General features: G+C 74.5%; 23 protein-coding genes. 12 read left to right on the top strand and 11 right to left on the bottom strand.

The window, feature by feature from the left end:
* Positions 1–40: 40 nt before the first annotated feature.
* The gene (locus AB0O19_RS08280) at positions 41–1,372 is read right to left on the bottom strand and encodes an MFS transporter (protein ID WP_363618682.1); all 1,332 of its coding nucleotides are present in this window, start codon (positions 1,370–1,372) and stop codon (positions 41–43) included.
* A 345-nt stretch (positions 1,373–1,717) separates the two neighbouring features.
* Here AB0O19_RS08280 and AB0O19_RS08275 point away from each other — a divergent pair, with 345 nt between their 5' ends.
* Positions 1,718–3,358 (top strand): hypothetical protein, encoded by a 1,641-nt coding sequence (locus AB0O19_RS08275; protein WP_363618680.1) that lies wholly within the window; start codon positions 1,718–1,720, stop codon positions 3,356–3,358.
* A 43-nt stretch (positions 3,359–3,401) separates the two neighbouring features.
* Here the strand turns inward: AB0O19_RS08275 and AB0O19_RS08270 are convergent, their stop codons facing one another.
* The gene (locus AB0O19_RS08270; protein WP_363618678.1) at positions 3,402–3,845 is read right to left on the bottom strand and encodes a VOC family protein; all 444 of its coding nucleotides are present in this window, start codon (positions 3,843–3,845) and stop codon (positions 3,402–3,404) included.
* A gap of 281 nt (positions 3,846–4,126) precedes the next feature.
* On the opposite strand from AB0O19_RS08270, the gene AB0O19_RS08265 reads away from it, so the two are divergent.
* Positions 4,127–5,215 (top strand): hypothetical protein, encoded by a 1,089-nt coding sequence (locus AB0O19_RS08265; protein ID WP_363618676.1) that lies wholly within the window; start codon positions 4,127–4,129, stop codon positions 5,213–5,215.
* Positions 5,216–5,419: 204 nt separating this feature from the next.
* Complete coding sequence (locus AB0O19_RS08260) at positions 5,420–6,910, top strand: alkaline phosphatase PhoX (protein WP_363618674.1); 1,491 nt, start codon at positions 5,420–5,422, stop codon at positions 6,908–6,910.
* Between the two features lie 30 nt (positions 6,911–6,940).
* Here the strand turns inward: AB0O19_RS08260 and AB0O19_RS08255 are convergent, their stop codons facing one another.
* On the bottom strand, positions 6,941–8,614 hold the full coding sequence (locus AB0O19_RS08255; RefSeq protein ID WP_363618672.1) for a helix-turn-helix domain-containing protein: 1,674 nt from the start codon (positions 8,612–8,614) through the stop codon (positions 6,941–6,943).
* Between the two features lie 142 nt (positions 8,615–8,756).
* Here AB0O19_RS08255 and AB0O19_RS08250 point away from each other — a divergent pair, with 142 nt between their 5' ends.
* From AB0O19_RS08250 to AB0O19_RS08235, 4 genes are all read left to right on the top strand, one after another.
* Entirely contained in the window at positions 8,757–9,353 is a 597-nt protein-coding gene (locus tag AB0O19_RS08250; RefSeq protein ID WP_063349534.1) for a PadR family transcriptional regulator, read from the top strand.
* Complete coding sequence (locus tag AB0O19_RS08245; protein ID WP_363618670.1) at positions 9,350–10,615, top strand: FAD-dependent monooxygenase; 1,266 nt, start codon at positions 9,350–9,352, stop codon at positions 10,613–10,615. Before AB0O19_RS08250 ends, AB0O19_RS08245 begins: the two co-directional genes overlap by 4 nt.
* Positions 10,616–10,776: 161 nt before the next feature.
* Complete coding sequence (gene pruA, locus AB0O19_RS08240) at positions 10,777–12,405, top strand: L-glutamate gamma-semialdehyde dehydrogenase (protein WP_363580481.1); 1,629 nt, start codon at positions 10,777–10,779, stop codon at positions 12,403–12,405.
* A gap of 213 nt (positions 12,406–12,618) precedes the next feature.
* Complete coding sequence (locus AB0O19_RS08235) at positions 12,619–13,548, top strand: proline dehydrogenase family protein (RefSeq protein ID WP_363580483.1); 930 nt, start codon at positions 12,619–12,621, stop codon at positions 13,546–13,548.
* 80 nt (positions 13,549–13,628) lie between these two features.
* Here AB0O19_RS08235 and AB0O19_RS08230 read toward each other — a convergent pair whose 3' ends face one another.
* On the bottom strand, positions 13,629–13,814 hold the full coding sequence (locus AB0O19_RS08230; protein ID WP_363618668.1) for a hypothetical protein: 186 nt from the start codon (positions 13,812–13,814) through the stop codon (positions 13,629–13,631).
* 98 nt (positions 13,815–13,912) lie between these two features.
* Here AB0O19_RS08230 and AB0O19_RS08225 point away from each other — a divergent pair, with 98 nt between their 5' ends.
* The gene (locus AB0O19_RS08225) at positions 13,913–14,605 is read left to right on the top strand and encodes an RraA family protein (RefSeq protein WP_363618666.1); all 693 of its coding nucleotides are present in this window, start codon (positions 13,913–13,915) and stop codon (positions 14,603–14,605) included.
* A 9-nt stretch (positions 14,606–14,614) separates the two neighbouring features.
* On the opposite strand, the gene AB0O19_RS08220 is transcribed toward AB0O19_RS08225, so the two are convergent.
* The 4 genes from AB0O19_RS08220 to AB0O19_RS08205 form a co-directional block, all read right to left on the bottom strand.
* Entirely contained in the window at positions 14,615–15,103 is a 489-nt protein-coding gene (locus AB0O19_RS08220) for a GNAT family N-acetyltransferase (RefSeq protein ID WP_363618664.1), read from the bottom strand.
* 128 nt (positions 15,104–15,231) lie between these two features.
* The gene (locus AB0O19_RS08215; protein ID WP_363618662.1) at positions 15,232–16,194 is read right to left on the bottom strand and encodes an SGNH/GDSL hydrolase family protein; all 963 of its coding nucleotides are present in this window, start codon (positions 16,192–16,194) and stop codon (positions 15,232–15,234) included.
* A gap of 196 nt (positions 16,195–16,390) precedes the next feature.
* A complete protein-coding gene (locus AB0O19_RS08210) occupies positions 16,391–17,644 on the bottom strand; it encodes a TerD family protein (RefSeq protein WP_363618839.1) in 1,254 nt (417 codons plus the stop codon).
* Between the two features lie 236 nt (positions 17,645–17,880).
* Positions 17,881–19,095 carry a hypothetical protein gene (locus AB0O19_RS08205; RefSeq protein ID WP_363618660.1) on the bottom strand — a complete coding sequence of 405 codons (1,215 nt, stop codon included), beginning with the start codon at positions 19,093–19,095 and terminating at the stop codon, positions 17,881–17,883.
* A 466-nt stretch (positions 19,096–19,561) separates the two neighbouring features.
* Here AB0O19_RS08205 and AB0O19_RS08200 point away from each other — a divergent pair, with 466 nt between their 5' ends.
* Entirely contained in the window at positions 19,562–20,062 is a 501-nt protein-coding gene (locus tag AB0O19_RS08200) for an SsgA family sporulation/cell division regulator (protein WP_363618658.1), read from the top strand.
* Here the strand turns inward: AB0O19_RS08200 and AB0O19_RS08195 are convergent.
* The 3 genes from AB0O19_RS08195 to AB0O19_RS08185 all read right to left on the bottom strand — a co-directional run bounded on the left by AB0O19_RS08195 (position 19,981) and on the right by AB0O19_RS08185 (position 23,390).
* Entirely contained in the window at positions 19,981–21,504 is a 1,524-nt protein-coding gene (locus tag AB0O19_RS08195; RefSeq protein ID WP_363618656.1) for a GAF domain-containing protein, read from the bottom strand. The genes AB0O19_RS08200 and AB0O19_RS08195 overlap by 82 nt on opposite strands.
* A gap of 321 nt (positions 21,505–21,825) precedes the next feature.
* Positions 21,826–22,935: a M56 family metallopeptidase gene (locus AB0O19_RS08190; RefSeq protein ID WP_363618654.1), complete on the bottom strand. Its 1,110-nt coding sequence runs from the start codon at positions 22,933–22,935 to the stop codon at positions 21,826–21,828.
* Entirely contained in the window at positions 22,935–23,390 is a 456-nt protein-coding gene (locus AB0O19_RS08185; protein ID WP_363580501.1) for a BlaI/MecI/CopY family transcriptional regulator, read from the bottom strand. The genes AB0O19_RS08190 and AB0O19_RS08185 overlap by 1 nt, the downstream gene beginning before the upstream one ends.
* Positions 23,391–23,505: 115 nt before the next feature.
* Between AB0O19_RS08185 and AB0O19_RS08180 the strand changes: the two genes are divergently transcribed.
* From AB0O19_RS08180 to AB0O19_RS08170, 3 genes are all read left to right on the top strand, one after another.
* Positions 23,506–24,174 carry a DedA family protein gene (locus tag AB0O19_RS08180; RefSeq protein ID WP_363618652.1) on the top strand — a complete coding sequence of 223 codons (669 nt, stop codon included), beginning with the start codon at positions 23,506–23,508 and terminating at the stop codon, positions 24,172–24,174.
* Complete coding sequence (locus tag AB0O19_RS08175; RefSeq protein WP_363618650.1) at positions 24,171–24,842, top strand: phosphatase PAP2 family protein; 672 nt, start codon at positions 24,171–24,173, stop codon at positions 24,840–24,842. Before AB0O19_RS08180 ends, AB0O19_RS08175 begins: the two co-directional genes overlap by 4 nt.
* 221 nt (positions 24,843–25,063) lie before the next feature.
* Complete coding sequence (locus tag AB0O19_RS08170) at positions 25,064–25,579, top strand: pyridoxamine 5'-phosphate oxidase family protein (protein ID WP_350880400.1); 516 nt, start codon at positions 25,064–25,066, stop codon at positions 25,577–25,579.
* Positions 25,580–25,587 lie beyond the last annotated feature (8 nt).

Raw genomic sequence — 25,587 nt, 5'->3', positions numbered from 1 at the left:
GACTTCGGTCCCGGGCGGCGGTGTTTTTGGCTGCGGTAGGTCAGGACTGCCTGGGTTTGCGGGCGACGGCGAGGGCCAGGGCCGCGCAGAGGAGGGCGGCGACGGCGGCGAAGCCGCTGACGGCGGGGAGGAGGCCGTAGTGCTGGACCAGGGCGCCGACGATCACGATGGGGAGGGAACTGCCGAGGTAGACGATGACCCAGAGGGCGGAGAGCTCGGAACCGCGGCGCTCCGGGTCCATCGCGGCGGCCGCGCTGGTGAACAGGGAGCGGAAGGCGATGCCCTGGCAGGCGCCGCCGAGGATGCTGCCGATGAAGAGCAGGGCGGGCGTGCCGGTGTACTGGGCGGCGACGACCAGGGCCAGGCCGGCGGCCAGGCCGGTCATGCCGAGGGCGATCACCAGACGGTCGGAGGTCGGCGGGACGACCAACTGGGCCAGCGCGGAGGAGCCGAGCAGCAGGGCGGCCACGATCGCGCCGGTCAGGTGCGAGGAGGTGTGCAGCAGCTTGGCGGAGAAGGCCGGGGCGAGTGCCAGGTAGACGCCGAACACCGCGTACGAGATGAAGCCGGCCGAGGCGGCGAGCAGGAACTCGCGGCGGCCGGCGACCGGCAGGGCGAGTCGGCGCGGGCGCAGGTGGGCCGGGGTGGTGATGCGGGGCGGGGTGGTCGGCGGGCGGTTGCGGCCGGGCATCCGCGGGTGGACGAGGGCCAGCGGCACGCAGAGTGCCAGCAGGGCGATGGCGTGCAGCAGGAAGGGCGTCAGCAGCGGGTCCGCGCCGTTGGCGAGCAGGGCGCCGACCACCGGGCCGAGCGCGACGCCGCCGGCGGAACAGGCCAGGGTGAGCTTGGCGGCGAGCGTCGGGTGGTCGGGCAGCAGGTCGCCGAGGGCGGCCCCGGCGGCGCCGGTGGAGAGGCCGACGGCGATGCCCTGGACGGCCCGGCCGGCGGCGAGCTGCCAGAAGCTGCCCGAGGTGGCGAACACGACGTCGCCGGCGGCGGCCAGGGCGACGGCGGGCAGGATCAGGGCGCGGCGGCCGAGGTGGTCGGACCAGTGGCCGACCACGGCGAGCACGGGGACCAGCGCGAACACGTAGATCGTGAAGAGGATCGTGGTGTCGAGCGGGCCGAGGCCGAGGCGCTGCTGGAGGAGCGGGTAGATCGGCGTCGCCAGGTTGGCACCGATCAGCATCAGCAGCAGGGCGGCGGCGACGAGGCCGACGCGGACACCGCGCAGCGCGTTCCAGCGGCTGACCGCGGCGAGCTGGAGCTGGGCGCGGGGCGCGAGCTCCAGGGGAAGCAGGGCCTCCGAGAGTCGGCGTCCGTCGAGCTGCGCGGTGCGCAGGCCGGAGCCGGCGGGGGAGAGGTCCGCCATGTAAGGGATCTCCTGTGGCAGGGCACCACCGGGTCGGCGGGGTGTGCCGGCGCGCCCGTCCTGAGGCGCTGTGGTGGTGGCCGCGGTGCGGGGCTCCCTGGTGGAGCGGGTGAGCTGAGTGGGCCCCTCCTGCCCGGTGTCGGGCGGGGAGGGCGAAGGGCTTCATTGCCCGGTGGCCCGCGCGGGGTGTGCACGGTGCCAATGCGAAGGATAAAGGGTGGGCGCACGGTTGCGGCGCGCGCCCCTTGAGGCCGGGCATCGGGGGTGCCCGGCCTATACGCTGAGGTGGTGGATCGGGACGCTGAGCTGATAGGCGGACCGCTGGCTGAGGGAGAACGCACAACGATGGCCGGACGACGTCGGAAGAACGCCGGGGCTTCGCCGGGGGAGAGTGCGGCCGAGCCGGTTCTGCCCGCCGACCTGGAGCTCCAGGACCTCTACGGGGCGTTCGCCGCGCACGGGCTGGACGACGAGGACCTGGACGACGCGGCAGTCCTGGTACCGCCGGTGAAGCTGCCCGCCGAGGAGGAGTTGGCCGCCCTGGCGAAGGCCGTGCCGATGTTCGGGTACGCGCTGGCGCTGGCCCGCTGGGCGGCCCCGCACCGGGTGGTGGACGAGTTCGGCGACCTGGTGGAGGAGGACCGGGCTCCCGCGGCGCAGCTGCTGGGCCTGGCCCCCGCCGAGGGGGAGGTGCCGGAGGAGGCGGAGGTCGAGGCGATGCGGGCCTGGTCGCTGGCCTGCGACCTGGACCTGGTGGAGATCGGGACGACGGCGGCCGGTGAGCACGTCGCCGTGCCGGGCCCGGATCTGGAGCCCGCCGAGGAGGGTGACCCGGAGACCGTCCTGGAGCTGTGGCTGACCGCCGCCGGAATCGTCCGGGAGCTGGCCGTGGAGGCTGACTCGCTGCCGGAGGAGGAGGCCGCGCGGGCCGCCGAGGGCGGGGAGGCCGGGGAGGCCGGGGAGGAGGACGAGGACGCCCTGAGCGAGGTCGAGGAGGCCCGGGACGCCGCCGCCGAGCTGCTGGACGAGGCGTTGCAGGTGCTGTACGAGACCACCGCCTTCGCCGATCCGGGCAACGAGACCGTGCCGCTGGGCGTGCTGGCCGCGCTGCTGGTGGTGCCGGAGGGCGAGGAGCCGAGCGAGGAGCTGCTGGGCGACATCACCGATGTGATGGTCGCACTGGACCCGATGCTGGGCGACCTGGCCGAGCTGGGCCTGCTGGAGTACCGGCCGATCGACCCGGAGCTGTTCGACGAGGAGGAGGGCCCGGAGGGCGAGGAGCCCGCCCTGGTCGGCGAGGCGCCGCTGGACGAGGAGGAGTCGGCGCGCTTCGGGCTCGTCCGGCTCACCCCGCTCGGCCAGTACGGCATCCGGCAGTGGCTGCTGGAGGACGGCTACGACGCGCCGTTGGTCGGCGAGCTGGCCCAGGGCGACGCGGCCGAGCTGCTGCGCGGGGTGTGCGAGGCCGCCAACGTGCTGCCGGACGAGGAGCTGCGGGTCTGGATCACCGGCCGGGAGCCGGTGGCGGCGGCGCGCGAGCTGCTGGCGGCGGCGCGCGGCGACGACGCGTACGCCCCGATGCGGCGGATGCTCGGCGTCTCGGCGCTGAACATGCTGGGCACGGCCGCCGAGCCGGCCGTGCGCGACGTGCTGGACGACCCCGAGCTGGGCGGCGCCGCCCGGGCCTGGCTGACCTCGAAGGGAGCGACGGACGTGCCGGTGCCGGAGCGGACGATGGCGCTGTGGACGGTGGTCGACACCTTCGCCGCCCAGCTGCTGGACAGCGGCGGCGACGCCGAACTGCTGCGCGAGCTGATCGCGGACCTGCCGGTGACCGGCAACCCGGCGTCCTACTTCGGCGAGCTCTGGCGGGTCGACCACCCGTACACGGCGGACGTCCTGGAGGCCGTCGGGGAGCTGCACCTGGACCGGGCGGTGGCCAAGGAGGCGCGCAAGGCGGCCTTCAAGGCGCGGTCCAAGGGCTGACGGGCCGATGGGGGGGGCTTCGACGGGCTGATGGGCGGGCGGGTCAGGGGAGATCCAGGGAGCCGTCCTCGGCGAAGGGGAAGAACGGGTTGTGGGCCAGCTCCCAGAGGTGGCCGTCCGGGTCCTCGAAGTAGCCGGAGTAGCCGCCCCAGCTGGTCGGGACCGGCGGCTTGACCACCACGGCGCCGGCCTCGACCGCCGTCTTCAACGCGGCGTCCACCAGCGCGGGGGACTCCAGGTTCACCGCGAGGGTGACGCCGCGGAATGCGGGCTCGCCGGTGGCGGGCACGCCCGCGTCGGCGGCCAGCTCCTCGGTGGGGAAGAGGCCGAGCGCCGAGTCGGCGGTGCGGAACCAGACGATCTCCGGGCTGGAGGCGGAGGACCGCCGCCAGCCCAGGCCTTCGTAGAAGCGGGCGCTGCGGTCGAGGTCGGAGACCCCGAGGGTGACGATGCTGATCCGGGCCGGGAAGCTGCTGTCTGCTGTCATGCCGCCAGGGTAGGGAGGGCGGCTGACAACCGCGCCTCCTGACACGGCCCGTGCCCGTTGGCGACCGGGCGTCCCGGGGGCCTGCGCCGGTGCCCGGCACCCGAGCTGATGACCCGGCAGGTCCCGGGCACTAAGGTGGCGTCGGCGGTGCGGGCGCGAGGACGGGGGTGCGGCACAGGATGATGCGGGAGAGTGGCGGCAGGCCCCCGGAGTGGAACGCCGGGCGGACGGACCCTGCGCGCGTCCCGGACCCGAGGAGCAGGGAGGAGCGTCTCGCCGCGGTGGAGGACTTCTCCCGCCGGACGGTGGCCGCGGCCGACTTCCCGGTGTACGGCGTCGTCGCGGGGCTGTCGCGCGGGGGCGGCGCGACGGGCGGCTGGGGCGAGGCGCTGGCCGCCTTCGAGACCTCCGGCGGCGAACTCGCCTGGGTCGAGGTGCAGTCCGGCGACTGGAGCTCGGTGGCCGGCCCGTACGTCAGCGTGCGCACCTACCGGCCGGGCGCGGAGCACGGCGAGGACCTGCCCGAGCTGGAGGACGTGGTCGAGGACGAACGGGACCGGGTCTACGACCACCTCGGGGTCGACGAGGGCGACGGGCCGGGCCGGGTGCGGGCGCTGCGCGAGTGGATCACGGTGGACGGCGAGCCGTACCCGGTGGAGGTGCACGAGGACCGGCCGGTGCTCTGGCCGGGCGCGTCGGCCGCCGACGGGGCGGCACCGGTCTGGGCCGGGCGGCTGCGGATCGGCGGGCTGACCGTGACGGTGTGCGGGCGCGGGGTGCCGCCCGGCGGCGTTGAGCTCGGCGGGATCGCGGACTTCGAGCCGTACCTGCGCGGCCGGGCCGAGCTGCTGGGCGAGCTGGCCGCCCGGCGGGCCCGGCAGGTCCCGGTGGAGGAGCGCGAACTGCCGCCCGCCGTCGGGCTGGAGGCGCACCGGGAGCTGATCGCGCAGAGCGTCGCCGAGTCCGCCGCCGTCGAGGCGCAGGTCCGGGCCGGGCGGACGCCGCGGCGCCCGCGCGGGGACGCCTACGAGGTGCGCTGGGAGGTGGCGGTGCGCCAGCAGATGCGGCTCGCCACCGAGACCCGGGAGGAGGCGGTGACGGCGCTGACCGCGATGGTCAACCACCTCAACCGGCTTGCCCGGCACACGCATTGGCTGATCGGCACGCCGGAGGGCGGGGCGGCCGTCGAGGAGGTCGTCCGGTACACGGTGTTCGCCAGCGAGGTGGCGAGCCTGCCGGCGCAGCGGGCCTGGGAGCAGCTCTGGCGGGAGCGGCGGGGCGGCGGGCCGGACGTCTGGGAGGAGCACCGGCTCGCCGAGCAGCTGTGGCTGTCGGCCTGGGAGCAGTGGCGGACGACGCGGTCGGGGTGACCCTCGGCAGGGCGCCGTAGGCAAAGCGGAGGTCATGTGTCGGTCATCGGTTGGCAAATGGCCGCCTGGGCGTGAGGTGGGCGTCATGCCGGGTTCATCCCCGCGGCGGAGTCTGCTGGTCGTCGACGCCCCGTCTCGACGCCCCGCCCGCCGGGCACCGGGCCCGCCCCCGGTCCGGCGGCCGATTCCTCAGGAGTTGCTGCCATGCCGCTGTCCCGCCGGGACTTCGTCAACCGTTCCACCCTCGTCGGGGCCGGCGTGCTGATCGCCGGCAGCGCGGAGGCGCTGGCCAGCGCTCCGGGCGCGATCGCCGCCCCGGTCGGCGGCGAGCTGCCGGCCGCGTCCGCGGCGGGTGACACCGGTGCCGCGCGCGCCGCCGTCGGCTACGGCCCGCTGGTGCAGGACCCGGCCGGGCTGCTGTCGCTGCCCAAGGGCTTCGCGTACAAGGTCGTCAACCGTGCCGGCGTCACCCGGCTGCGCACCGGCGAGTTCACCCCGAGCAACCACGACGGCACCTCCGCCTTCGAGGACGAGCGCGGCGGCAACCTGCTGGTCGTCAACCACGAGCTGTCCGGTGCCCGCGCCAACTGGCCGTACCCGGTGCCGCTGACCGAGGGCCACGTCTACGACCCGGGAGCGGCCGGCGGCTGCACCATCGTGCACGCCAAGCGGAACGGCTCGGTCGAGCAGTGGGTCGGCATCGCCGGCACCTCCACCAACTGCGCGGGCGGCGTGACCCCGTGGGGCACCTGGCTGTCCGGCGAGGAGACCGAGGACAAGGCCGGCAAGAACGGCTTCACCAAGGACCACGGGTACATCTTCGAGGTCGACCCGTTCGACGACGACTACAACCGCGACCCGCAGCCGGTGAAGGCCTTCGGCCGGTACGCGCACGAGGCCGTCGTGGTGGACCCGAAGCGCGGCCACGTCTACCTGACCGAGGACGCCTCGAACCCCAACGGCCTGCTGTTCCGCTGGACCCCGCCGGCCGGCTTCAAGCACGGCCGCTACCAGCTGCGCAAGCTGGCCGCCGACGCGGGCGTGCTGGAGGCCTTCAAGGTCTTCGACTCCCAGGGCAAGTTCGTCGACGACCTCTCCCGCGCCACCAAGGTCGGCACCACCTACGGTGCGGACTGGGTCAAGGTCCAGGACCGCGACGCCAGGACCGTCTCGGTCCGCAAGCAGTTCAAGGACGGCGAGGTCACCCGCGCCCGCAAGCTGGAGGGCATGTGGTGGGGTGACGGCGGCTTCTACTTCGTCTCCAGCTTCGCCCGCTCGGAGAGCCCGGTGCAGCACGACGGCCAGGTCTGGTTCTACAACCCGGCCCGCCGCACCATCACCCTGAAGGTGCTGCTCGGCGTCAACACCGACGTGCTCGGCGACCACGACAACTACGACGGCCCGGACAACATCACCGTGTCGCCGTACGGCGGCGTGGTCATCGCCGAGGACGGCGAGGGCGTGCAGCACCTGTTCGGCGCCACCGAGGACGGGCTGACCTACCCGATCGCGCGCAACGAGCTGAACATCGGCAGCGCGGCCAAGCCCGAGTTCAGCGAGTTCACCGGGGTGACCTTCTCGGACGACGGCAAGACCCTCTTCGCCAACATCCAGGAGCCGGGCATCCAACTGGCCATCACCGGCCCGTGGCACCGGCTGAACGAGCACAAGCGCGGTCAGGGCTACGGCGAGTGACGTAGCGCGCGATGAGGGGGCTGCCCGCGGTCATTCGTCTGCGGGCAGCCTCAGTTGCAGCATCGCCAGCAGGCGCTGCTGCGGCTGGGCGAGGTCGATGCCGGTCAACTGCTCGGCGCGGCGCACCCGGTAGCGCAGGGTGTTGGGGTGGATGTGCAGGGCGTCCGCGGCGACCCGGACCTCGCCGAGCGCGTCCAGCCAGGCCAGCACCGACTCGGCGAGCCGGGTGCCGTGCCGGCGGTCGTACGCGGCGAGCGCGGTGAGCCGGGGGTCGCGCAGGCCGGAGCGCTCCTGGAGCAGCGCGAGCATCTCACTGACCAGCACCTCGGCCTGGACGTCGATCAGCGCCGCCACGTCGAGGTCCACCCCGCCGCGGCCCATCGCGTCCAGGATGCGGTCCGCCTGCGCGCGGGAGTCCGGCACCTGGGCCAGGCCGTCCACGGTCGAGCCGATCGCGGCGCGCAGCGGGACGCCGAGGTGCTCCCGGGCGGCCGCCACCACCTCCTCCGCCCAGCCGCGCACGGTGGCCATCGGCAGGCCGGGCGGGAGTTCGGGCAGCAGCACGTACACCCGGGACTCGATCGGGGCGAGCAGTGCGGTGCGGTGTCGGGCGGCGGCGTGCACCGAGATCAGGCCGGTGACGTCGGAGCGGTGCAGCGCCTCGGTGGTGTGCGCGCTGTAGGCGAGCACGGTGGCCGGGCGCCGCAGGTCCAGCCCCAGGTGGGTGGCGAGCGACTGCGGGCCGGTGGAGCCCTCCAGCAGGCCGGTGAGCAGCGTCCGGGTGAGTCGCGTGTCGGCGGACAACTCACGTCGGCGGCGCACCAGTTGGGCGGCGGCCACCCGGGCGGCGCCGACCAGGGCCTGATCGGCGAGCGGCGCCAGCGGCTGCGCCCCCTCCTGCACCCAGATGGTGCCGAGCGGCTGCGCCCCGGCCCGGATGCCGATCGCCAGGCGGCGGCGCAGGCCGAGTTCGGGGTGCGGTTCGACCGCGATCGGGGCGTCCGAGGTGCGCAGGTGCTGGAAGATGCCCCACTCGCGGAGCTTGGACAGGTACGGCTCGGGGCCCTGCCAGCCGAGGATGGAGAGCCGGCGCAGGTCGTCGACCTCGTCCGAGTCGGAGGATCGGGAGTACGCCAGCACCCGGCTGGAGGTGTCCTCGATCGAGACGATGCCGTTGGTGAGCACGGCGACGGTCTGCGCGAGGGAGAAGAGGTCGCCCGCGTTGGGTTCGGGGGCGCCGGGGGTGTCCGGGGCGTCCGGGCCGGCGATGATCGCGCGGGCCAGCGAGTCGAGGTGCTCCCAGCGGGTCTCGCGGCGGACCGAGAGCAGGGCGACGCCCGCCTCGGTGGCGGCCTCGCGCAGTGCGTCCGCCTGGCCGGGGCCGTCCAGTTTGACCGCGACCGCCGCGGCGCCGGCCCGTCCGGCGGCACGCAGGGCGGGGAGGGCGGCGCGGCCGCGGGCGCCGATCGCGAGGACGAGTTCGCCGGGGGCGGCGGTCGGCGGGTCCTCCGGGTCGAGGATCGCGACGTCGCGGACCGGGACGTCCAGGCCCTGCGGGGCGGCCTGGAGTTCGACCAGGGGTTCGCCGAGGGACATCAGCAGCCGGCGGAGCGGGAGGCCGGAGGTGGGTGGGAGTCCGGAGGTGGGTGGAAGTCCGGAGGTGGGCGGGAGTCCGGGGGTGGCGGGGAGGCCGGGGGTCGTCATCGGGCCTCCTTCATCCGCTCGGACAATGCCGTGTGGTTGATTTTAGCCGGGCGGACAGAGTCGTGGCCCGGCTTTCGTAAATAGTTGACTCTGACTATTCAGGAGTGGATAGTCAGTAATGACCAAGAGATGAGGACGTCTCGTGGCGAAGCGACGCAAGGTATCGAACCCGCTGGCCCTCGCGGTCCTGGCCGAACTCGTGGCCGGGCCGATGCACCCGTACGAGATGGGGCGCCGGCTCAAGGAGCACGGCAAGGACCGCAACATCAAGTACAACCGCAGCTCGCTGTACATGGTCGTGGAGCAACTGCGGAAGGCCGGGTTCGTCGCCGAACAGGAGACCGTCCGCGACACCCAGCGACCGGAGCGCACCGTCTACGCCGTCACCCCCGAGGGCCGGGCGGAGCTCACCGACTGGATGCGCGAACTCGTCGCCGAACCGCAGCACGAGTACCCCGCGTTCGGGGTCGCGCTGTCGCTGCTCATGGTGGTCCCGCCGGCCGAGGCCGTGGAACTGCTGGAACAGCGGCGGGCCGCGCTGGCCGCCGAGGTGGCGGGCATCCGGGCGGCCCTGCGGAAGGCCTCGGACGACGGCGTGGCCTGGATCTTCCTGATCGAGGAGGAGCACCGGGTCGGCGCGCTGGAGGCCGAGGGCCGCTTCGTCGAGCACCTCGTCGGTCGACTCAAGGAGCCGGAGTTCATCCGGACCTGGCACGAGATCTTCGGGAGCCTGGAATGAGTACGAGCAACGGGGAGAAGAGGGCCCTCGTCATCGGCGGCGGGATCGCCGGGCCGGTGACGGCACTGGCCCTGCGCAAGGCCGGCGTCGAAGCCGTCGTCTTCGAGGCCTACGAGTCCTCCGCCGAGGGCATCGGCGGCACCTTCATGATCGCCCCCAACGGGCTCGACGCCCTGGCGACCGTCGGGCTCGGGGCGGAGGTCGGCGCGATCGGGCAGCCGATCGGCCCGATGCTGATCGAGGACGGCCGGGGCGGCGTGCTGGCCGAGTTCGCCGGCCTCCCCGACCTGCCGCCCGGCCGGGTCATGCGCCGCGCCGAACTGTACGAGGTGCTCCAGCGGCGGCTGCGCGAGAGCGGCATCGAAGTCCGGTACGGCAAACGGCTGGTCGGCGCCGAGGAGGGCGCCGACGGCATCACCGCCCGCTTCGCCGACGGCGACACCGCCACCGGCGACCTGCTGATCGGCACCGACGGCACCCGCTCCACCGTCCGCACCCTGATCGACCCGGCCGCACCCGGCGCGCGGTACACCGGCCTGCTCGGCGTCGGCGGCTACAGCCCGCACCGGCTGCCCGGCCGGGCCGGACACGGCGAGACCATGCACTTCGCCAACGGCGCCCGCGCCTTCTTCGGCTACTGGGGGCTGCCGGACGGCGCCGGGACGGCCTGGTTCAGCAACATCCCGCAGCCCGATCAGCTGACCGCCGAGCAGGTCCGCGCCGTCAGCCCGGAGCAGTGGCTGCGCCGGGTCCGCGACCTGCACGCCGACGACCTGCCCGCCCGGGACGTGCTGCGCGAGGCCGCCGCCGACACCGTCGAGGTCTTCCCGCGGCTGGAGATCATGCCGTCCGTCCCGCACTGGTACCGCGGCCGGATGGTGCTGGTCGGCGACTGCGCGCACGCCCCCTCCAACAGCTCCGGCCAGGGCGTCTCGCTGGCCGTCGAGAGCGCCGTCGAACTCGCCCGCTGCCTGCGGGACCTGCCCGACCACACCGCCGCCTTCGCCGCCTACGAGGCGCTGCGCCGGCCCCGGGTCGAGAAGATCGCGGCCGACGCGGCGCGCACCAACAACCAGAAGTCCTCCGGGCCGGTCGGCCGGGTGCTGTTCCGGCTGCTCGCGCCGATCGCGATGCGGACCTTCCTGAGCCCGGAGAAGATGCTCCGCCCGGTGCACGGCCACCGGATCGACTGGGACCGGCCGGTGCTCCCGGTGGCCTCCGGCGCGACGGGCCGGCAACGGCGCGCCGTGACCGCGCCGTGACTGCGCCGTGACCCCTTCGTCGGGCCGGACAACGCCGTACGGGGGAATTTAGCCTTCCGGCCAATCAAGTGGCCCCAGGGGCAGGAATAGCGTTCGTGCTGTGGCCGACGTGCGACCCGCGCCGGCATCCCCCCGCATCAACGAAGGAGAGCGTGCGCTCTATGGACGCTGTGACCCAGGTCCCCGCGCCGGTGAACGAGCCGGTCCACAGCTACGCCCCGGGCAGCCCGGAACGGGCCCGTCTGGAGGCCAAGCTGAAGGAGCTGGGCGGCCAGGAGCCGGTCCAGCTGACCATGACGATCAACGGTGAGCGCCGCATGGGCGGCGGCGCCGAGATCCACGTCGTCCAGCCGCACAACCACGCGGCGAGGCTCGGCACCCTGCGCAACGCCACCCAGGCCGACGCGCAGGAGGCCATCGACACTGCCCTGGCCGCGGCCCCGGCCTGGCAGGCGCTCTCCTTCGACTCCCGCGCCGCGATCTTCCTCAAGGCCGCCGACCTGCTGGCCGGCCCCTGGCGCGAGACCCTGGCCGCCGCCACCATGCTCGGCCAGTCCAAGACCGCCCAGCAGGCCGAGATCGACACGCCCTGCGAGCTGGTCGACTTCCTGCGCTTCAACGTGCACTTCGCCCGCCAGATCATGGCCGAGCAGCCGATCTCCTCGGACGGCGTGTGGAACCGCAGCGACCACCGCCCGCTGGAGGGCTTCGTCTACGCGATCACCCCGTTCAACTTCACCGCGATCGCCGGCAACCTGCCGACCGCGCCCGCGCTGATGGGCAACGTGGTGCTCTGGAAGCCGTCCCCGACCCAGCAGTACTCCGCGCACCTGCTGATGCAGCTGCTGGAGGAGGCCGGCTTGCCCAAGGGCGTCATCAACATGGTGACCGGCGACGGCCTGGACGTCTCCGCCGTGGCGCTCAAGCACCCGGCGCTGGCCGGCATCCACTTCACCGGCTCCACCGCCACCTTCCAGCACCTGTGGCGCTCCGTCGGCGAGAACATCGCCGGCTACCGCACCTACCCGCGGATCGTCGGCGAGACCGGTGGCAAGGACTTCCTGGTCGCCCACCCGTCCGCCGACCCGGCCGTGCTGAAGACCGCGATGACCCGCGGCGCCTTCGAGTTCCAGGGCCAGAAGTGCTCGGCGCTCTCCCGCGCCTACGTCCCGGCCTCGATCTGGGCCGGCCTCAAGGACGAGTTCGCCGCCGAGGTCGAGGGCCTCACCATGGGCGACGTCACCGACCTGGCGAACTTCATGTCCGCCGTCATCGACGACCGTGCCTTCGCCAAGAACAAGGCCGCCATCGACCGCGCCCAGGCCGACCCCGCGGTCGAGGTCCTGGCCGGCGGCACCTACGACGACTCGGTCGGCTACTTCGTCCGCCCGACCGTCCTGGTCTGCGAGGACCCGGCGTCCGAGTACTTCCGCGAGGAGTACTTCGGCCCGATCCTCGCCGTGCACGTCTACCAGGACGACAAGTACGACGAGATGCTGGCCCAGATGGAGTCGGCCTCCGCCTACGGCCTGACCGGTGCGATCATCGCCCAGGACCGCGCGGCCGCCCAGGACGCCATGCACAAGCTGCGCTTCGCGGCCGGCAACTTCTACATCAACGACAAGCCGACCGGCGCCGTCGTCGGCCAGCAGCCCTTCGGCGGCGGCCGGGCCTCCGGCACCAACGACAAGGCCGGTGCCAAGCAGAACCTGGCGCGGTGGACCTCGACCCGCTCGGTCAAGGAGACCTTCGTCCCGCCGACGGACTACCGCTACCCGCACATGGGCTGAGTGCCCCTCCCGACCGTTCCGGTCGCCTGACCGTCCAGGTCACGTGGCCGCGCCGGTCACCTGACCACTCCGGTCGCCTGACCACTCGGTCACCCGCGACGCCCGGCCCCGCAGCCGGGCGCCGCCCGCCGGGGCGGCGGTGTCACATACCCGCCGCCCGCCGCCCCGGCCCCCCTTCTGCCACCCTTAGAAGCACCAGCTCCAGGAGTCACGATGCTCCGTTCCGCCCTTCTCGCGGCCTCCCGGTCGCCGCAGGTCCGCACCGTGGTCGAGAAGTTCCCGCCGACCCACGCGATAGTCGAGCGCTTCGTCGCCGGTGACGTCCTCGACGACGCCGTCACCGCCACCGACGACCTGATCGCCACCGGCCGCAAGGTCACCCTGGACCACCTCGGCGAGGACACCCAGGACGCCGCCCAGGCCGCCGGCACCGCCGAGGCCTACGAGCACCTGCTCAAGGCGCTCAAGGAGACCGGCCTCGCGGCCGGCGCCGAGGTGTCGGTCAAGCTGTCGGCCGTCGGCCAGTTCCTCCCGGTGGACGGCGAGAAGATCGCGCTGGAGAACGCCCGCCGCATCTGCGAGGCCGCCGCCGACGCCGGCACCACGGTGACCCTCGACATGGAGGACCACACCACCACCGACTCCACCCTCGGCATCGCGCGCGAGCTGCGGGCGGACTTCCCCTGGCTGGGCGTCGTGCTCCAGGCCTACCTGCGCCGCACCGAGGCCGACTGCCGCGAGTTCTCCGGCCCCGGCTCGCGCGTGCGCCTGTGCAAGGGCGCCTACAAGGAGCCCGAGTCGGTCGCCTTCCAGGGCAAGCACGAGGTCGACCTCGCGTACGTCCGCGCGCTCAAGGTCCTGATGGCCGGCGAGGGCTACCCGATGATCGCCTCGCACGACCCCAACATGATCAAGATCGCCGGCCAGCTCGCCCAGTGGAACGGCCGCAAGCGCGACTCCTTCGAGTACCAGATGCTGTTCGGCATCCGCCCCGAGGAGCAGCTGCGCCTCGCCGGCGAGGGCAACACCATGCGCGTGTACCTGCCCTACGGCCAGGAGTGGTACGGCTACTTCATGCGCCGCCTCGCCGAGCGCCCGGCCAACCTCACCTTCTTCCTGCGCGCCATGGCCACCCGCGGCTGACCCGCGCGCACCCGCACGACGACGGCCCGCACCCCCGGTGGAAGGGGGAGTGCGGGCCGTTTGTCGCGTTCTTGGGACTTCTAGAGGAAGTCCTTGGTGTCCGACTCGAACTCGAACGGGGCGGGGAGGGCGAGCGGTTCGCCGAAGGCTGCCAGGTGCACCTCGGCGTACTCGTCGCGGTGGGGAGTGCTGAAGAGGCTGGCCTGGGCCCGCTCGCGGTCGATTGGTTGGACGCGCCAACAGAATAGGTGAGCTCGGAGTGGCACGTCGGGTGGATGGACGACGATCGCTCAATGGGGTGAGGCGGAACCCCGGATTAGGATCGAGGCAGCGTGAACTGAGCTTTTGGCGGGAGGAGTTGGGGATGCTGAAGGAGTTCGCAGGGTTGTCGACGCCGTTGGTGGCGGATGCGTGTGTGCGGTTGGGGGTGGGGCTCAGGGCGGCGCCGGTGGGGGTGGCGGCGGTGGCGGCCGGGGGGAGGGTCGCGGGGCGGGTGCTTCCGGTGCGGCACTACGGGAGCGTGGACGTGTTCCTGGAGGCGTACGGGGCGGCCCGGGACGGTGACGTGCTGGTGATCGACAACGGTGGGCGCACGGACGAGGCCTGCATCGGGGACCTCGCGGTGCTGGAGGCGCGGGCCGCCGGGATCGCCGGGATCGTGGTGTGGGGGCTGCACCGGGACACTCCCGAACTGGTGGAGATCGGGCTGCCGGTGTTCAGCTACGGCGCGCTGCCGCTGGGGCCGGTGCGGCTGGACGGGCGGGAGCCGGAGGCGCTGGTGACGGCGCGGGTCGGGCTGCACCTGGTGAGCGCCGGGGACGTGGTGTTCGGCGACGCGGACGGGGTGCTGTTCGTGCCGGCCGACCGGGCCGGGGAGGTGCTGGATACGGCCGCCGGGATCGCCGGGACCGAGCGCGCGCAGGCCGGGCGGATCGCCTCCGGCGACACGCTGCGCCGGCAGACCGCCTTCGACGAGTACCTGGAGCGCCGCGCCGCCGACCCGTCGTACAGCTTCCGGCAGCACCTGCGGCGGGTCGGCGGGGCGATCGAGGAGTAGCGAACTCCCTTACAGTGCCCGGTGCATGACGTGCAGGCCGACGTAGCCGTCGACGGGGTGGTGGAAGGCCTCGGGGACGGTGCCGACGATGTCGAAGCCGAGGGACCGGTAGAGCTTCACGGCGTGGTGGTTGTTGGCGACCACGGCGTTGAACTGCATGGCGCGGTAGCCGTTGGCGCGAGCCCAGTCGAGGGTGTACTCGACCAGGGCCCGCCCGATGCCGCGGCCGTGGTGCGCCGGGTCGACCAGGTAGCTGGCGCTGGCCACGTGCGCGCCGTTGCCGGGGCGGTTACGGGTCATGTTGGCGGTGCCGACGACCGTGCCGGCCTCGTCCACCGCGACCACCGTGCGATGGGGTGCGGCGAGCATCCACCACTCCCGGCCGAGGTCGGAGGAGAGGTCGAGGGGGTAGGGGAACGTCTCACCGGCGGCGATGACGGTGTGGAAGAAGGGCCAGACGGCAGGCCAGTCCTCGGGGGCGGCTTCGCGGATGAGCATCCGCTCAGCATGATCCGCGACGGGAGGGCCTGCCACTGGTTTTCGATCGGTTCTCGATGCGCGGGCGTTTCCGGCGCGGCTGCTTCCGGCGCGGCTGCTTCCGGTTCGGCCGCTTCCGGTGCGGCCGGTCAGTTCAGGACGGCGTCCTCGACCAGGGCGGCCGCGTGGGCCTGGCCCTTGGCGTTCGGGTGCACCAGGGCGTAACGCAGCGGGATGATGCTGGTCAGCACGCCGTCCAGCCAGTGGTCCTGGTCGCACACGCTGTGGCCGGTGGTGGAGGGGTAGAGGTCGACGAAGGTGTCGCCGCGGGCGGCGGTCCGCTGGGCGATGATCGCGTTGAGCGGCTCCAGGATGGCCGTCCGCGCCCAGGCGAGGTCGCCAGTGGTGAAGGTGGCGAACTGCTCCAGGTTGCCGTAGGTGCAGCGGGTGGCGTCCTCGGGGACGAGGTGGGGGTAGCCGACGGCCAGCAGTCGCGCGGACGGGGCCTTGGCGTGCAGGGCGCCGAGCATCTGGTCGAAGTCGCCGCGCAGTTGGTCGAAGCGGTCGGGCAGGCTCGCGTCGAACTTGTCCTTGCAGGGCGTGCCCTGGCCGAGGACCGCGGCGCCGAGTTCGATGCAGCCCTTGAGGATCTCGGCGAAGCCGAGGGTGTTGCCGCCGATCTCGACGGTGATCACGTCGGCGCTCGGGGAGACGGCGTCGATCTGCGACGGGACCGGTGGGAAGGGGGCGCCGGGGTTGGTCCCGAGCGGCGGGAGCGGGCGGCCGGGCGGGGCCTCCTTGGTCTGGTAGACGTCCTTGACGGTGGCGCCGGAACAGCTGGCGTTGCGCAGTTCGACCAGGGGGCCGAGGCCGCGGCGGATCAGCTCGGGGTAGGAGCCGGTGGTGCGGGCGCAGCCGTCGCGGGGTTCGGTCTCGTCGCCGGCGGCCTCGACGAAGCCGGCCGTGTAGGAGTCGCCGAGCGCGGCCCAGGCGAGCGTCCGGACGCGGCCGGACGGCTCGGCGGCGGCCTGGGCGGCGGACGGGGTGATCAGGCCGGCGGTGAGCGCGACGGCGGTGCCGGCGACGGCGAGGCGGGACAGGAAGCGTGGCACGGTCTCTCCCTCAACGAGTGCGCGGGAGAGCGCGATTCACCCCCCTAGAGGTAAATCGAGTCGGCGGGTGGACGACTTGATCCCTCAGGAGGGTGAATTCGCGTGTGCGGCCATGACATTGGGCCGATCGGCCCTGGGCGTCAGGGCGGGTCGGTGAGGGGTGGGGCGGAGCGGTGTGGGGTGGGGGCGAAACGGTTCAGAGCAGGGCGGCGGACGGATCGACCATCGCCCGGGCGGTCTTGGCGTCGACGTACTCGCCGAGCGCGGTCATCACCCACTCGCCGGACGACTGCCGGACCAGCTTGCACATCACCACGCCCGTGTGCGGCTCGGAGTGGGTGAGGTCGAAGCGGACCAGCTCCTCCTCCGTCCGGGCGTCCAGCAGGCGGCAGTAGGCGTTCTTGACCTCGGTGAACCGCTGGCCGGAGAAGGAGTTGACGACGAAGACCAGGCCGGTGACCTCGGCCGGCAGGCCGTCCAGATGGACGGTGATCGACTCGTCGTCGCCGGCTCCGCCGCCGGTGAGGTTGTCGCCGGAGTGGGCGATCGCGCCCTTGAAGACGGTCAGCTTCATGAACCAGGCCGTCTCCAGCTTCTTGCGCCGGGCGTCGAAGGCGAGGCAGGAGGCGTCCAGGTCGACGCTGCGGCCGCGGCCGGCGGGCTCCCAGCCGAGCGCCATCCGGACCGAGGAGAGGAACGGGCGGCCGTTCTTCACCAGGGAGACCGAACTGCCCTTGACCAGATTGACCCGGCCCTTGTCCAGGGTGACCTTGGCGGGGGCGGCCGGGGCCGGCGGGGCGACCGGGGGCACGGGGGGCGCGGGCGGGGTGGCGGCGAGGGCGATCCGCGGGTCGACGGGGGGAGCAGGGGGAGCCGGGGGCGCGGCCGGAGGGGTGGGCGGGGCCGCGGGGGGAGTGGCGGGGGCCGGGGCCTGGGCGGCCGGGGCCGCGGCCGGAGAGTCGTCGACGGAGACGCCGAAGTCGGTGGCGATGCCCGCCAGGCCGTTGGCGTAGCCCTGGCCGACCGCGCGCACCTTCCAGGCGCCACCGCGCTGGTAGACCTCGACCACGATGAGCGCGGTCTCCTGGCCCAGCTGCGGCGGGGTGAAGGTGACCAGGGCCTGCCCGGTGTCGGCGTCGCGGACGGTGGCGGTCGGCTCCATCCCGGCGAAGGTGGAGGACTGGTCGGCGGGGCTGGCGGTCACCACGATCTTGGTGATGCCGGCCGGGACGGCCAGGGTGTCGACGGTGATCGCGTCCGGCGCTCCGGCGGCGGCCGGGCGGTGGCTGACGCCGGGGCCGTGCGGGGCGTTGAAGAAGACGAAGTCGTCGTCCGAGCGCACCTTTCCGGCGTCGGTCAGCAGCAGGCCGGAGACGTCCAGCGCCTTGGGCGCGGTGACCTCGACAGTCACCCGCGCGGCGGTCAGCGGGGCGTTGCCGCCTTGGGTCAGGACGGTGGACACGGACTCCTCCTCGGATGCGGAACGGCGGCCGGCCGGGGCCGCTGGGACCGCCGGGCCGGGTGCTGCCCACAGTAACGAACGGGCGCGTCGGGATGAGCCCGTCCGGGGCGGTGACCTGTCGGATCGTCGGACGGTACGGCCGGACGACGGGGTCGGGCGGCAGATCCCGGCGAGGTGGCGAGGCTGCGAGGTGGCGAGCCTGCGGGACGGCGCGGCCGGAGAGGTCAGCGGGGCGTGAAGGCCGTCGGCGTGCCGGGGCGCGGCGGGAGCCCGGGTGCCTCGGGCGCGGCGGGCCGCGGTGTGACCGGCTGGGGCGCGGCCGGCTCTGGTGCGACCGGGTCGAAGGCGCCGAGCGCGGCGACCGCCCGGGGCCGGTCGATGCCGAAGGCGGCGGCGCTCCAGCTCTCCGCCGCGGCGGCCTTGCGGACCGGGCCGGACGAAGCGGGCCAACCGGATGAAGCGGGCCAACCGGACGGGAGGGATGGGCCGGACGGGAGCGAGGGGCCGGACGGGCCGGTGGGTCCCGAGGGTTCGGCGGCGGGGCGGGTGCCGCGCACGCCGAAGGCGTAGTGGCCGGGCGGGACGTCGATGCCGGCCGGGGTGGTGAAGCGGTAGACGAGGGTGCCGCGCTCCTGTTGGGCGGTGACGACCGCGCCGGGCAGGTCGGTCCAGGCGGCGCCGCTTCCGGGGGCCAACTCGCCCGGGGTGAGGCGGAATTCGGCCTGAAATGCGGTGAGCGGCTCGGTGGCGGTGAGGTCGAGCTGGTGCCGGAGGCCGTCCCGGCCGAGCGGTGTGACCGTGGCGACGCCGGTCAGGGCCTGGTCGGTGCCCGGGTCAGGGGTGTCGGCGCCCGGGGCAACCGCGCCGGGCGGTGGCGGTGCGGGCTGTGCCGGGGCGGCCGGGCGGGGTCCGGGCGCGTGCGGCGTGGTCGGCGAGGGGGAGGGCGAAGAGGGGTCGGCCGGCTGCTCGGCGGCGGGCGCGACGGGCTGGGCCGACGGCGAGGGCGCGGCGGCGTCGGCCGGCGTGGCGGGCTCGCCGGTGCCGGCCGGCCGGGTGCCGGGGCCGTGGTCGGCCATGGGTTCGGCCGCGGCCTGTCCGCCGGCGGGTTCCGGGGGTGCCGACCGGGTGCCGGGCACGCTGGGCGAGGCGCTGGGCGAGGCAGCTCCGGCGGCCGTGCCCTCCGCCGCCCCCGGGCGGTGCGCCGAGGGGCTCGGTGCGGGCGGTCGGCCGGTGGCCGGGAGGTCGGTGGGGTTCGGCGCGGTGGGGTTCGGCGCGGTCGGGGCCCGGTCGGCGGCCGCCTCGGCCTGGTCGCCCGCGGCGGGGGTGGGCGGCGGGGTGGTGCCGACGCGTGCGACCCCGGCCCGCCGGCCCACACCCTGCTGCTCGTTGAGCAGGAGGGTGGTGGCGATGCTGATGCCGACGACCGTGGACATCGCCATCGCGGCACCGGAGAAGCGCAGGGTGGGCAACCGGAACCGGCCGCCGAACGGGCGTGGCCGCCCGTGCCGGCCGTGCCGTTCGGGTTCGTGCCGAACGTCCCGCGCAGTGTCCTCGCGCGCAGCCACCGGACCCCTCCCTCCCCGAAGTCGCCGTCGCGGTCGCGGTATTCTCCCATGCGCTGCCACCGGGCCGGCATCGGCCGCCCGGGGTCGGTCGGCCGGGGTCCGGGTGGGGCCCGTGCCGGGAGGGGGAGAGCGTACCAGCGGCTCGTCGCGGCCTGGACGGTTTTGATCCGTTTCGTGGACACCCGTTCGACAGAAGGAAGTTGACGATCCGTCTGATAAGTCGGTGAGGACGGCCGGGTCCGCCCGGGCGGGGATCGATGCAACCTCCTTGCAACCCTTGCCCGGCCGGCCGGAAGTGGCTCAGGCTGAGGTCATCCCACGCCGTCCCGGAGAGACCGTCATGCCGCCCGACCCGCTGTCCGCAGCCTCCAGTGCACCCCTCGCCGCCACCCCCACGGGCGGCGATGGGGACGGCTCCACCGCCGCTCCGGCGGCGGTGGAGGAGGTGCTGATGCTGCGGATCTCGCTGGGCGAGGAGGTGGTCGGCGAGGTGCGCACCCGGTTCCGGTTCGAGGCCGCGCGCCCGTACGAGGTGCTGCTGACCTTCCATCTGGGGCGGCCGGACGAGGCCGACTGGGTGTTCTCGCGCGAGCTGCTGCGCGACGGTCTCCAGGCGCTGAGCGGCCAGGGCGACGTCAAGCTGTGGCCGGCGTACTGCCCGTGCCACGGCTCGACGCTGCACCTGGCGCTCGAATCACCGCACGGCAGCGCCCTGCTGGAGGCCTCCAAGCCCCGGGTGCAGGCGTGGCTGGACCGTACCTACGCGCTGGTCTCCGCCGAGGCGGAGCGCGCCTGCGGCCCGACCGACGCCCAGCTGGCCGCGCTGCTCGCCGGCGGCTGAGGCCCGGCCGGGGCACCGGTGGGCCCGCGCGGCGGCGGGACGGGCACCGTACCCGGCAGCCGGACCGTCCCCGTGGCCAGCCCGGCCCGCAGCCGCCGGACGGCCGGGGCCGAGGAGGCCGGCAGCAGGTCGTACGGGTCGTCCGGCCCGTCCACCGTGACCAGCACCGACTCGGCGATGCGGTACGGCCGGTGGGCCAGCAGGCCGCCCAGGTAGCGGCGCAGCCGGGACAGCTCGGCGCGGACCGTCACCGTCCGGCCCGGGTCGCCGAACAGCGCCTCCGCGAGCTGCGCGGCCGTGCTGCCCTCGCGTCCGGTGGCGAGCAGGAGCAGCAGTTCGGCGTGGCGCGGGCTGAGCGGGTGCGACCAGCTGCCGGCCGCGCCCCGGACGGTCAGCTCCGGGCGGTCCTGGCGGCGCAGGTCGAGCCGGAGCCGGGCGCCCTCGGCCTGCTCGGCCTGTTCGGCCGTCACCGTGCCGGAGCCGTCCGCCTCGGGTGGCCGGACCGGTCGCACCAGCCAGCCGTCCGCGAGCGGTTCCAGGGCGCACTCGCCGAGGCCCGGCACCCAGTGCACGGCGGCGGTCCCCCAGCCGCCGACCGGCACCCGCAGCCGGCCGGGCGGCGGCAGCCCGGCCGCGGCGGCGGTCCACCCGGCGGAGTCCACCACCAGGGCAGGGCCGGCCACCCGGGCGAGCATCGGCGCGGCCAGGGTGCGCAGTTGGTGCAGCGCCTCCAGCCGGTGGGCGCGCAGCTCGGTCTCGGCGAGCCGGGCGGCGGTGGCGGTGAGCTGCAGCAGGTACGGGCGGACGTTGCGGGCCGGGCCGCTGAGGTTGATCGCGCCGACCAGCCGCCCGGTGCCCGGGTCGTGCACGGGAGCGGCCACGCAGGTCCAGGAGTGGTGGCTGCGCAGGTAGTGCTCGGCGGAGTGGACGTGCATCGGGCGCTGGGCGCGCAGTGCGACGGCGATGCCGTTGGTGCCGACGCTCTCCTCGATCCAGCGGGCGCCGGTGAGGAAGCCGATCCGGTCGGCGCTGCGGCGCAGGGCGCGCTCGCCCTCCTGCCAGAGCACGTGGCCGTCGGCGTCGGCGATGGCGAGGATCAGCGGACTCTGGCCGACCGGCTGGAGCAGGGTGTCGCGCAGCACCGGCAGGACCGCGTCCAGGCCGCTGGTGCGGCGGCGCTGCTCGATCTCGGCGGGGCCGAGGTGGACGGCGGCGGCACCGGCGTCGGGGTCGAGCCCGAGGCGGCGCAGCCGGGCCCAGGAGTCGCCGATCTCGGGGCGGGGTTCGAGCAGGCCGGGGGAGCCGGGGTCGGGGTAGGGGGGCTGGGCGAGTTCGCGGGCGGCGGCTTCGGCGAGGGTGCGGTCGTGGACCCTGGCCAGCTCGGCCGTGCTCGGCGCGGTGCGGCGTTCTGGTCGTCGGGACTGCCGTCCGGTCTGCCGCACTCGCGTTGCTCCTCGCCGCCGTTCGAGGCCGCGCCGGGGTCGACGCGCTGACGAAAGCGTACGGGGGCGGTGAGTGTCTGGGGACGGGGTCTGCCAACTCGGCATACCGGACGGTATGACCGTGGACATGCCGGGGTGTGATGACTAGCGGGGGTCCTGGGGTGGGCCTGCTGTGAGCCTGACGCGGGCCTGGTGCGAGGCCTGGTGCGGGACCTGATGAGGGCCTTGCGTGGGCCTGGTGCGGGCTCGGTGGATCGTGCCGCGGTCAGCGGTCAGCGGTCAGCGGTCAGCGGTCAGCGGTCAGCGTTCAGCGGTCAGCGTTCAGCGTTCCGCGCCGGTGCCGCGCTGGGCCGCCTCGACGGTGTGGTGCAGGTCGGCGGTGGCCTCCAGGGAGGCGGCGGTGCTCAGCGCCAGGCAGGCGGCCAGCGCGATCGCCACCGCGCGCAGGCGGGTGCCGGTGGCGGTGGCCGCCGGGCGGGGCTGGAGCAGGGCGGCGACCCGGCGCGGGACCGGCCCGGAGTGGGCGGCGGGGACGAGCCGGGGCCGGGCCGGCCAGGGGGAGCGGCTGGCGGCCAGGGCGGCCCGGCCGACCGCGCGGGCGGTCACGGCGCGGTCGCCGACCCGGGCGGCCGCCACCTCGTCGGCCCAGCGCTCCAGGTGGTACCCGAGGGGCGCGCGCAGCGGACGCAGCGCCGGGTGGAGGTCGGCGGCGTGCTCGGCGAGGGCGAGGAAGACGTGGTGGCGGGCGGTCAGGTGGGCGCGCTCGTGGGCGAGCAGGGCGGCCCGCTCGGGCCCGGTGAGGATGCGCAGCATGCCGGAGGTGACCACGATCCGGCCGGGCTCGCCGGGCCGGCCGGGGAGGGGCAGGCGCCCCGGCAGGGCGAAGGCGTCGGCGCGCTCGTCGTCGAGGACGGCGAGCGGGTGCTCGCTCGGCTGGAGCAGGGCGCGGGCGCCGGCCAGGACGGCCTGCGGGGTGCGCGCCCGGCGCATGGTGACGTGCCCGGGGCGTGCGTCCGGATGCCGGCCCTCGGTCGGCGTGGGGCAGTCCGGCGTGGGGCCGGCCGGCGCGGGGCAGGCCGGGAGGGCGGCCCGGGCCTCGCGCAGTTCCAGCCGGTGGCGGCGGGCGGTGCGGACGGCCCGGGCGGTCAGCGCGGCGAGCACCAGGCCGGCCGCGGCGGCCGCCACCGGCGCGTCGGGTGCGGCGGCGGTGAGCCAGGGGAGCGACAGGTGGCCGATCGCGGCGACCGGCGGTAGCTGGAGCAGCCCGGCGGCGGCGAGCAGGCCGAGCGAGCAGAGGGTGCCGCCGGCCAGCACGGCGGACGTCCCGGCGAGCATCCAGGCGGCGGCCCGGGGCGGCAGCGCGTCGGCGAGGCGGCGGGCCAGCGGGGCGGCCAGGAACGGCAGCAGCAGCGGGGCCCAGACGGCGATCATCACGATCCGGCCGCCCCGGGGGTGCCGTGGCCGGAGGTTCGGTGGCCGGGGGCGGGGGCGATCCCCGGGGTGGAGTCGAGACCCGGGGCGCCGTCGCCGAGCAGGTCGCGCAGCAGCTGCTCGTCCTCGGCGGAGAGGTCGGAGACGAAGCGGGCGAGCACGGTGGAGCGGTCGGCCTCGCGGCCGAGCTCGGTGTGCATCCGGCGGGCGGCGAGGCCCGCGGTGTCCTGGACGGTCGGGGTGTAGGCGTAGGCGCGGCCGGCCCGGGTGCGCTCCACGGTGCCCTTGTCGTGGAGGCGGGCGAGGATCGTGGCGATGGTGGTGCGGGCGAGGTCCCCGCCGAGTGCCGACTGGACGTCCTGCGGGGTCATCGGCTGCCGGGCCGACCAGAGCGCGGCCAGCACCTCGGCCTCCAGCTCCCCGGCGGGCCGGCGGGCGGACGGTACGTCGGACATGGCGGCGCTTCCTCCAGGTTTCGTCTACAGTCATGTAGACCGTCTACGTCACTGTAGACGGTCGGGGTGGGTTCCGCTGTGAACCGCCCCCCAACGTACGGGAGGTCCGCCAGCCTTGCTTCAGTTCCTCGCCGATCCGGCCGCTCACCTCGCGGTGAACCCGTTGGACGCGTCCTCGCTGCTCGCCGCCTTCGGCGCACTCGGCATCGCCGTCGTGCTCTTCGCCGAGACCGGCCTGCTGGTGGGCTTCTTCCTGCCCGGAGACTCGCTGCTGTTCACCGCGGGCCTGCTGTGCGTGCCCGGCGCCACCAAGGGCCCGCAGCTGGAGCTCTACCAGGTGCTGCCCGCCGCCCTGGTCGGCGCGCTGGCAGGCGCCCAGGTCGGCTACCTGATCGGCAAGCGCGGCGGCCGCGCGCTGCTGCGCCGCACCGAGCGCAAGAGCCTGCTGGAGGGCGTCGAGCGGGCCGAGGAACTGCTGGGCAAGTACGGCCACGGCAAGGCGATCGTGCTCGCCCGCTTCATCCCGGTGGTCCGAACGGTGCTGAACCCGCTCTGCGGCGTGCTCGAAGTGCCGGCCCGCTCGTTCACGTTCTGGCAGGTGACCGGCGGCGCCGTCTGGACCGTCGGCGTCGTGCTCGCCGGGTACGGGCTCGGATCGTCGATCCCCAGCATCGACAGATATCTGCTCCCGATCATCGGTCTGGTAGTAGTTGTCTCCGTGCTCCCCATTGTTCTCGAACTGTTCCGCGCCCGTAAGGCGCACCGTCACGGAGGTGACAAGTGACGTCTTCCCGGGCTCTCGCCGTCTACGACGGCAGCGGCATCGACGGCAGCCTCTACACCCGGGTGAACGGGTGGGCGCAAGCCGCCCCGCACTGGCTCGACGAGCTGATCAAGGTCTGGTCGGCGCTCGGCCTCGGCCTGTTCGCGGTCTTCATGCTCTACGCCTGGTGGCGGGCGCGCGGCGCCGACTCGGCCGTGATGGCCAAGGTGCTCGCCTCGCCGGTGATCGTCGTCGTCGCGTACGGCGTCAACTCGGTGCTCAAGGGCATGGTCGAAGAAGTCCGGCCGTGCGCCCAGATCCCCGGCAGCGTCTCGCTGGAGACCTGCCCCGGCGCCGGTGACTGGTCCTTCCCCAGCAACCACACCGTGATCGCCTTCGCCGCTGCCACCGCACTCTGGTTCGCCGACCGGCGGCTCGGCTGGATCGCCGGGATCTTCGCGGTGCTGATGGGCGCCTCCCGGGTCTGGGTCGGCGTGCACTACCCGCACGACGTGGCCGTCGGCGCGCTGGTCGGCCTCCTGGTCGCGGCGGTGCTGGCGCCGCTCGCCGGCCGCTGCGGGCCGCTGGTGGACCGGATGCGGACGGGTGCGCTGCGCCCGCTGCTCGGCCCGGGCGCGGTGCCGGTGACGGCCGGCCGCCATGCCGCGTACGGGACGCGGCAGCACTGAACGGCGGGCGCCGGCGGCACTGTTGGCGGGTGCCGGTGACACTGACGACGAGACCCGACAGCGCTGATTCCGTAGCCTCCCCGTAGCCCGTCCGACCCTTGTCTGGCCGGGGTGGCGGGTAGAGCATGTGAGCCGGGCGTGGGGCCCCTTCGCGGGGAACCCGCCCGGCTCAGTCGTGCCGGGGCGCGGGAGCGCCGGGCGTGCCAGCGGAGGGAGTGCCAATGCCGTACCGACTCGACATCACGCAGGGGGACTGGCCGGGCGAGTCGCCGCACAAGGGCGTCGAGGGCCTGCTCGCCGAGGCCATGGTGCTCACCCTCGCCACCGCCGGCCACGAGCACGGCCCGCACGCCAACCTGGCCTTCTTCGCGTACGACGACGACCTCGTCCTGTACTTCGTCAGCGAGCGCTCCACCCGGCACAGCCACCACCTCGCCGAGGAGGCCCGGGCCGCCGCCACCGTCTTCCTGCCGCCGCCGGTCTTCGGCGAGCAGCTGCGCGGCCTGCAGCTGGCCGGCGGCGCGAGCGAGGCCTGGGGGCGGCAGGCCGAGGCGGCGCTGGCCGCCTACCAGGGGCGGTACCCGTCCTTCGCGCAGGACGAGCAGGTGCGGCGGCAGTTCCTCACCGGGGGCGGGGCGGCGGCGCTGTACCGGTTCCAGGTGGAGGAGCTGACGGCGGTGGACGAGCCGAACTTCGGGCGGCGCAACTACCTGCGGGCGCGGGTGCTGCGGCCGTAGGCCCTGTC

The sequence above is a fragment of the Kitasatospora sp. NPDC091276 genome, from assembly GCF_040684355.1.
In the GTDB taxonomy this organism is placed as follows: Bacteria; Actinomycetota; Actinomycetes; order Streptomycetales; family Streptomycetaceae; genus Kitasatospora.
This window is presented reverse-complemented; position numbering and strand designations above follow the sequence as displayed.

Excerpts from the sequence above, each read along its gene's own strand:
- AB0O19_RS08185 (WP_363580501.1), bottom strand. The coding sequence starts at position 23,390 with ATGTCCGACGTACCGTCCGCCCGCCGGCCCGCCGGGGAGCTGGAGGCC.
- AB0O19_RS08270 (WP_363618678.1), bottom strand. The coding sequence starts at position 3,845 with ATGACAGCAGACAGCAGCTTCCCGGCCCGGATCAGCATCGTCACCCTC.
- pruA (WP_363580481.1), top strand. The coding sequence starts at position 10,777 with ATGGACGCTGTGACCCAGGTCCCCGCGCCGGTGAACGAGCCGGTCCAC.
- AB0O19_RS08280 (WP_363618682.1), bottom strand. The coding sequence starts at position 1,372 with ATGGCGGACCTCTCCCCCGCCGGCTCCGGCCTGCGCACCGCGCAGCTC.
- AB0O19_RS08225 (WP_363618666.1), top strand. The coding sequence starts at position 13,913 with ATGCTGAAGGAGTTCGCAGGGTTGTCGACGCCGTTGGTGGCGGATGCG.
- AB0O19_RS08190 (WP_363618654.1), bottom strand. The coding sequence starts at position 22,935 with ATGATCGCCGTCTGGGCCCCGCTGCTGCTGCCGTTCCTGGCCGCCCCG.
- AB0O19_RS08255 (WP_363618672.1), bottom strand. The coding sequence starts at position 8,614 with ATGACGACCCCCGGCCTCCCCGCCACCCCCGGACTCCCGCCCACCTCC.
- AB0O19_RS08205 (WP_363618660.1), bottom strand. The coding sequence starts at position 19,095 with ATGGCGATGTCCACGGTCGTCGGCATCAGCATCGCCACCACCCTCCTG.
- AB0O19_RS08275 (WP_363618680.1), top strand. The coding sequence starts at position 1,718 with ATGGCCGGACGACGTCGGAAGAACGCCGGGGCTTCGCCGGGGGAGAGT.
- AB0O19_RS08245 (WP_363618670.1), top strand. The coding sequence starts at position 9,350 with ATGAGTACGAGCAACGGGGAGAAGAGGGCCCTCGTCATCGGCGGCGGG.
- AB0O19_RS08200 (WP_363618658.1), top strand. The coding sequence starts at position 19,562 with ATGCCGCCCGACCCGCTGTCCGCAGCCTCCAGTGCACCCCTCGCCGCC.
- AB0O19_RS08170 (WP_350880400.1), top strand. The coding sequence starts at position 25,064 with ATGCCGTACCGACTCGACATCACGCAGGGGGACTGGCCGGGCGAGTCG.
- AB0O19_RS08235 (WP_363580483.1), top strand. The coding sequence starts at position 12,619 with ATGCTCCGTTCCGCCCTTCTCGCGGCCTCCCGGTCGCCGCAGGTCCGC.
- AB0O19_RS08260 (WP_363618674.1), top strand. The coding sequence starts at position 5,420 with ATGCCGCTGTCCCGCCGGGACTTCGTCAACCGTTCCACCCTCGTCGGG.
- AB0O19_RS08220 (WP_363618664.1), bottom strand. The coding sequence starts at position 15,103 with ATGCTCATCCGCGAAGCCGCCCCCGAGGACTGGCCTGCCGTCTGGCCC.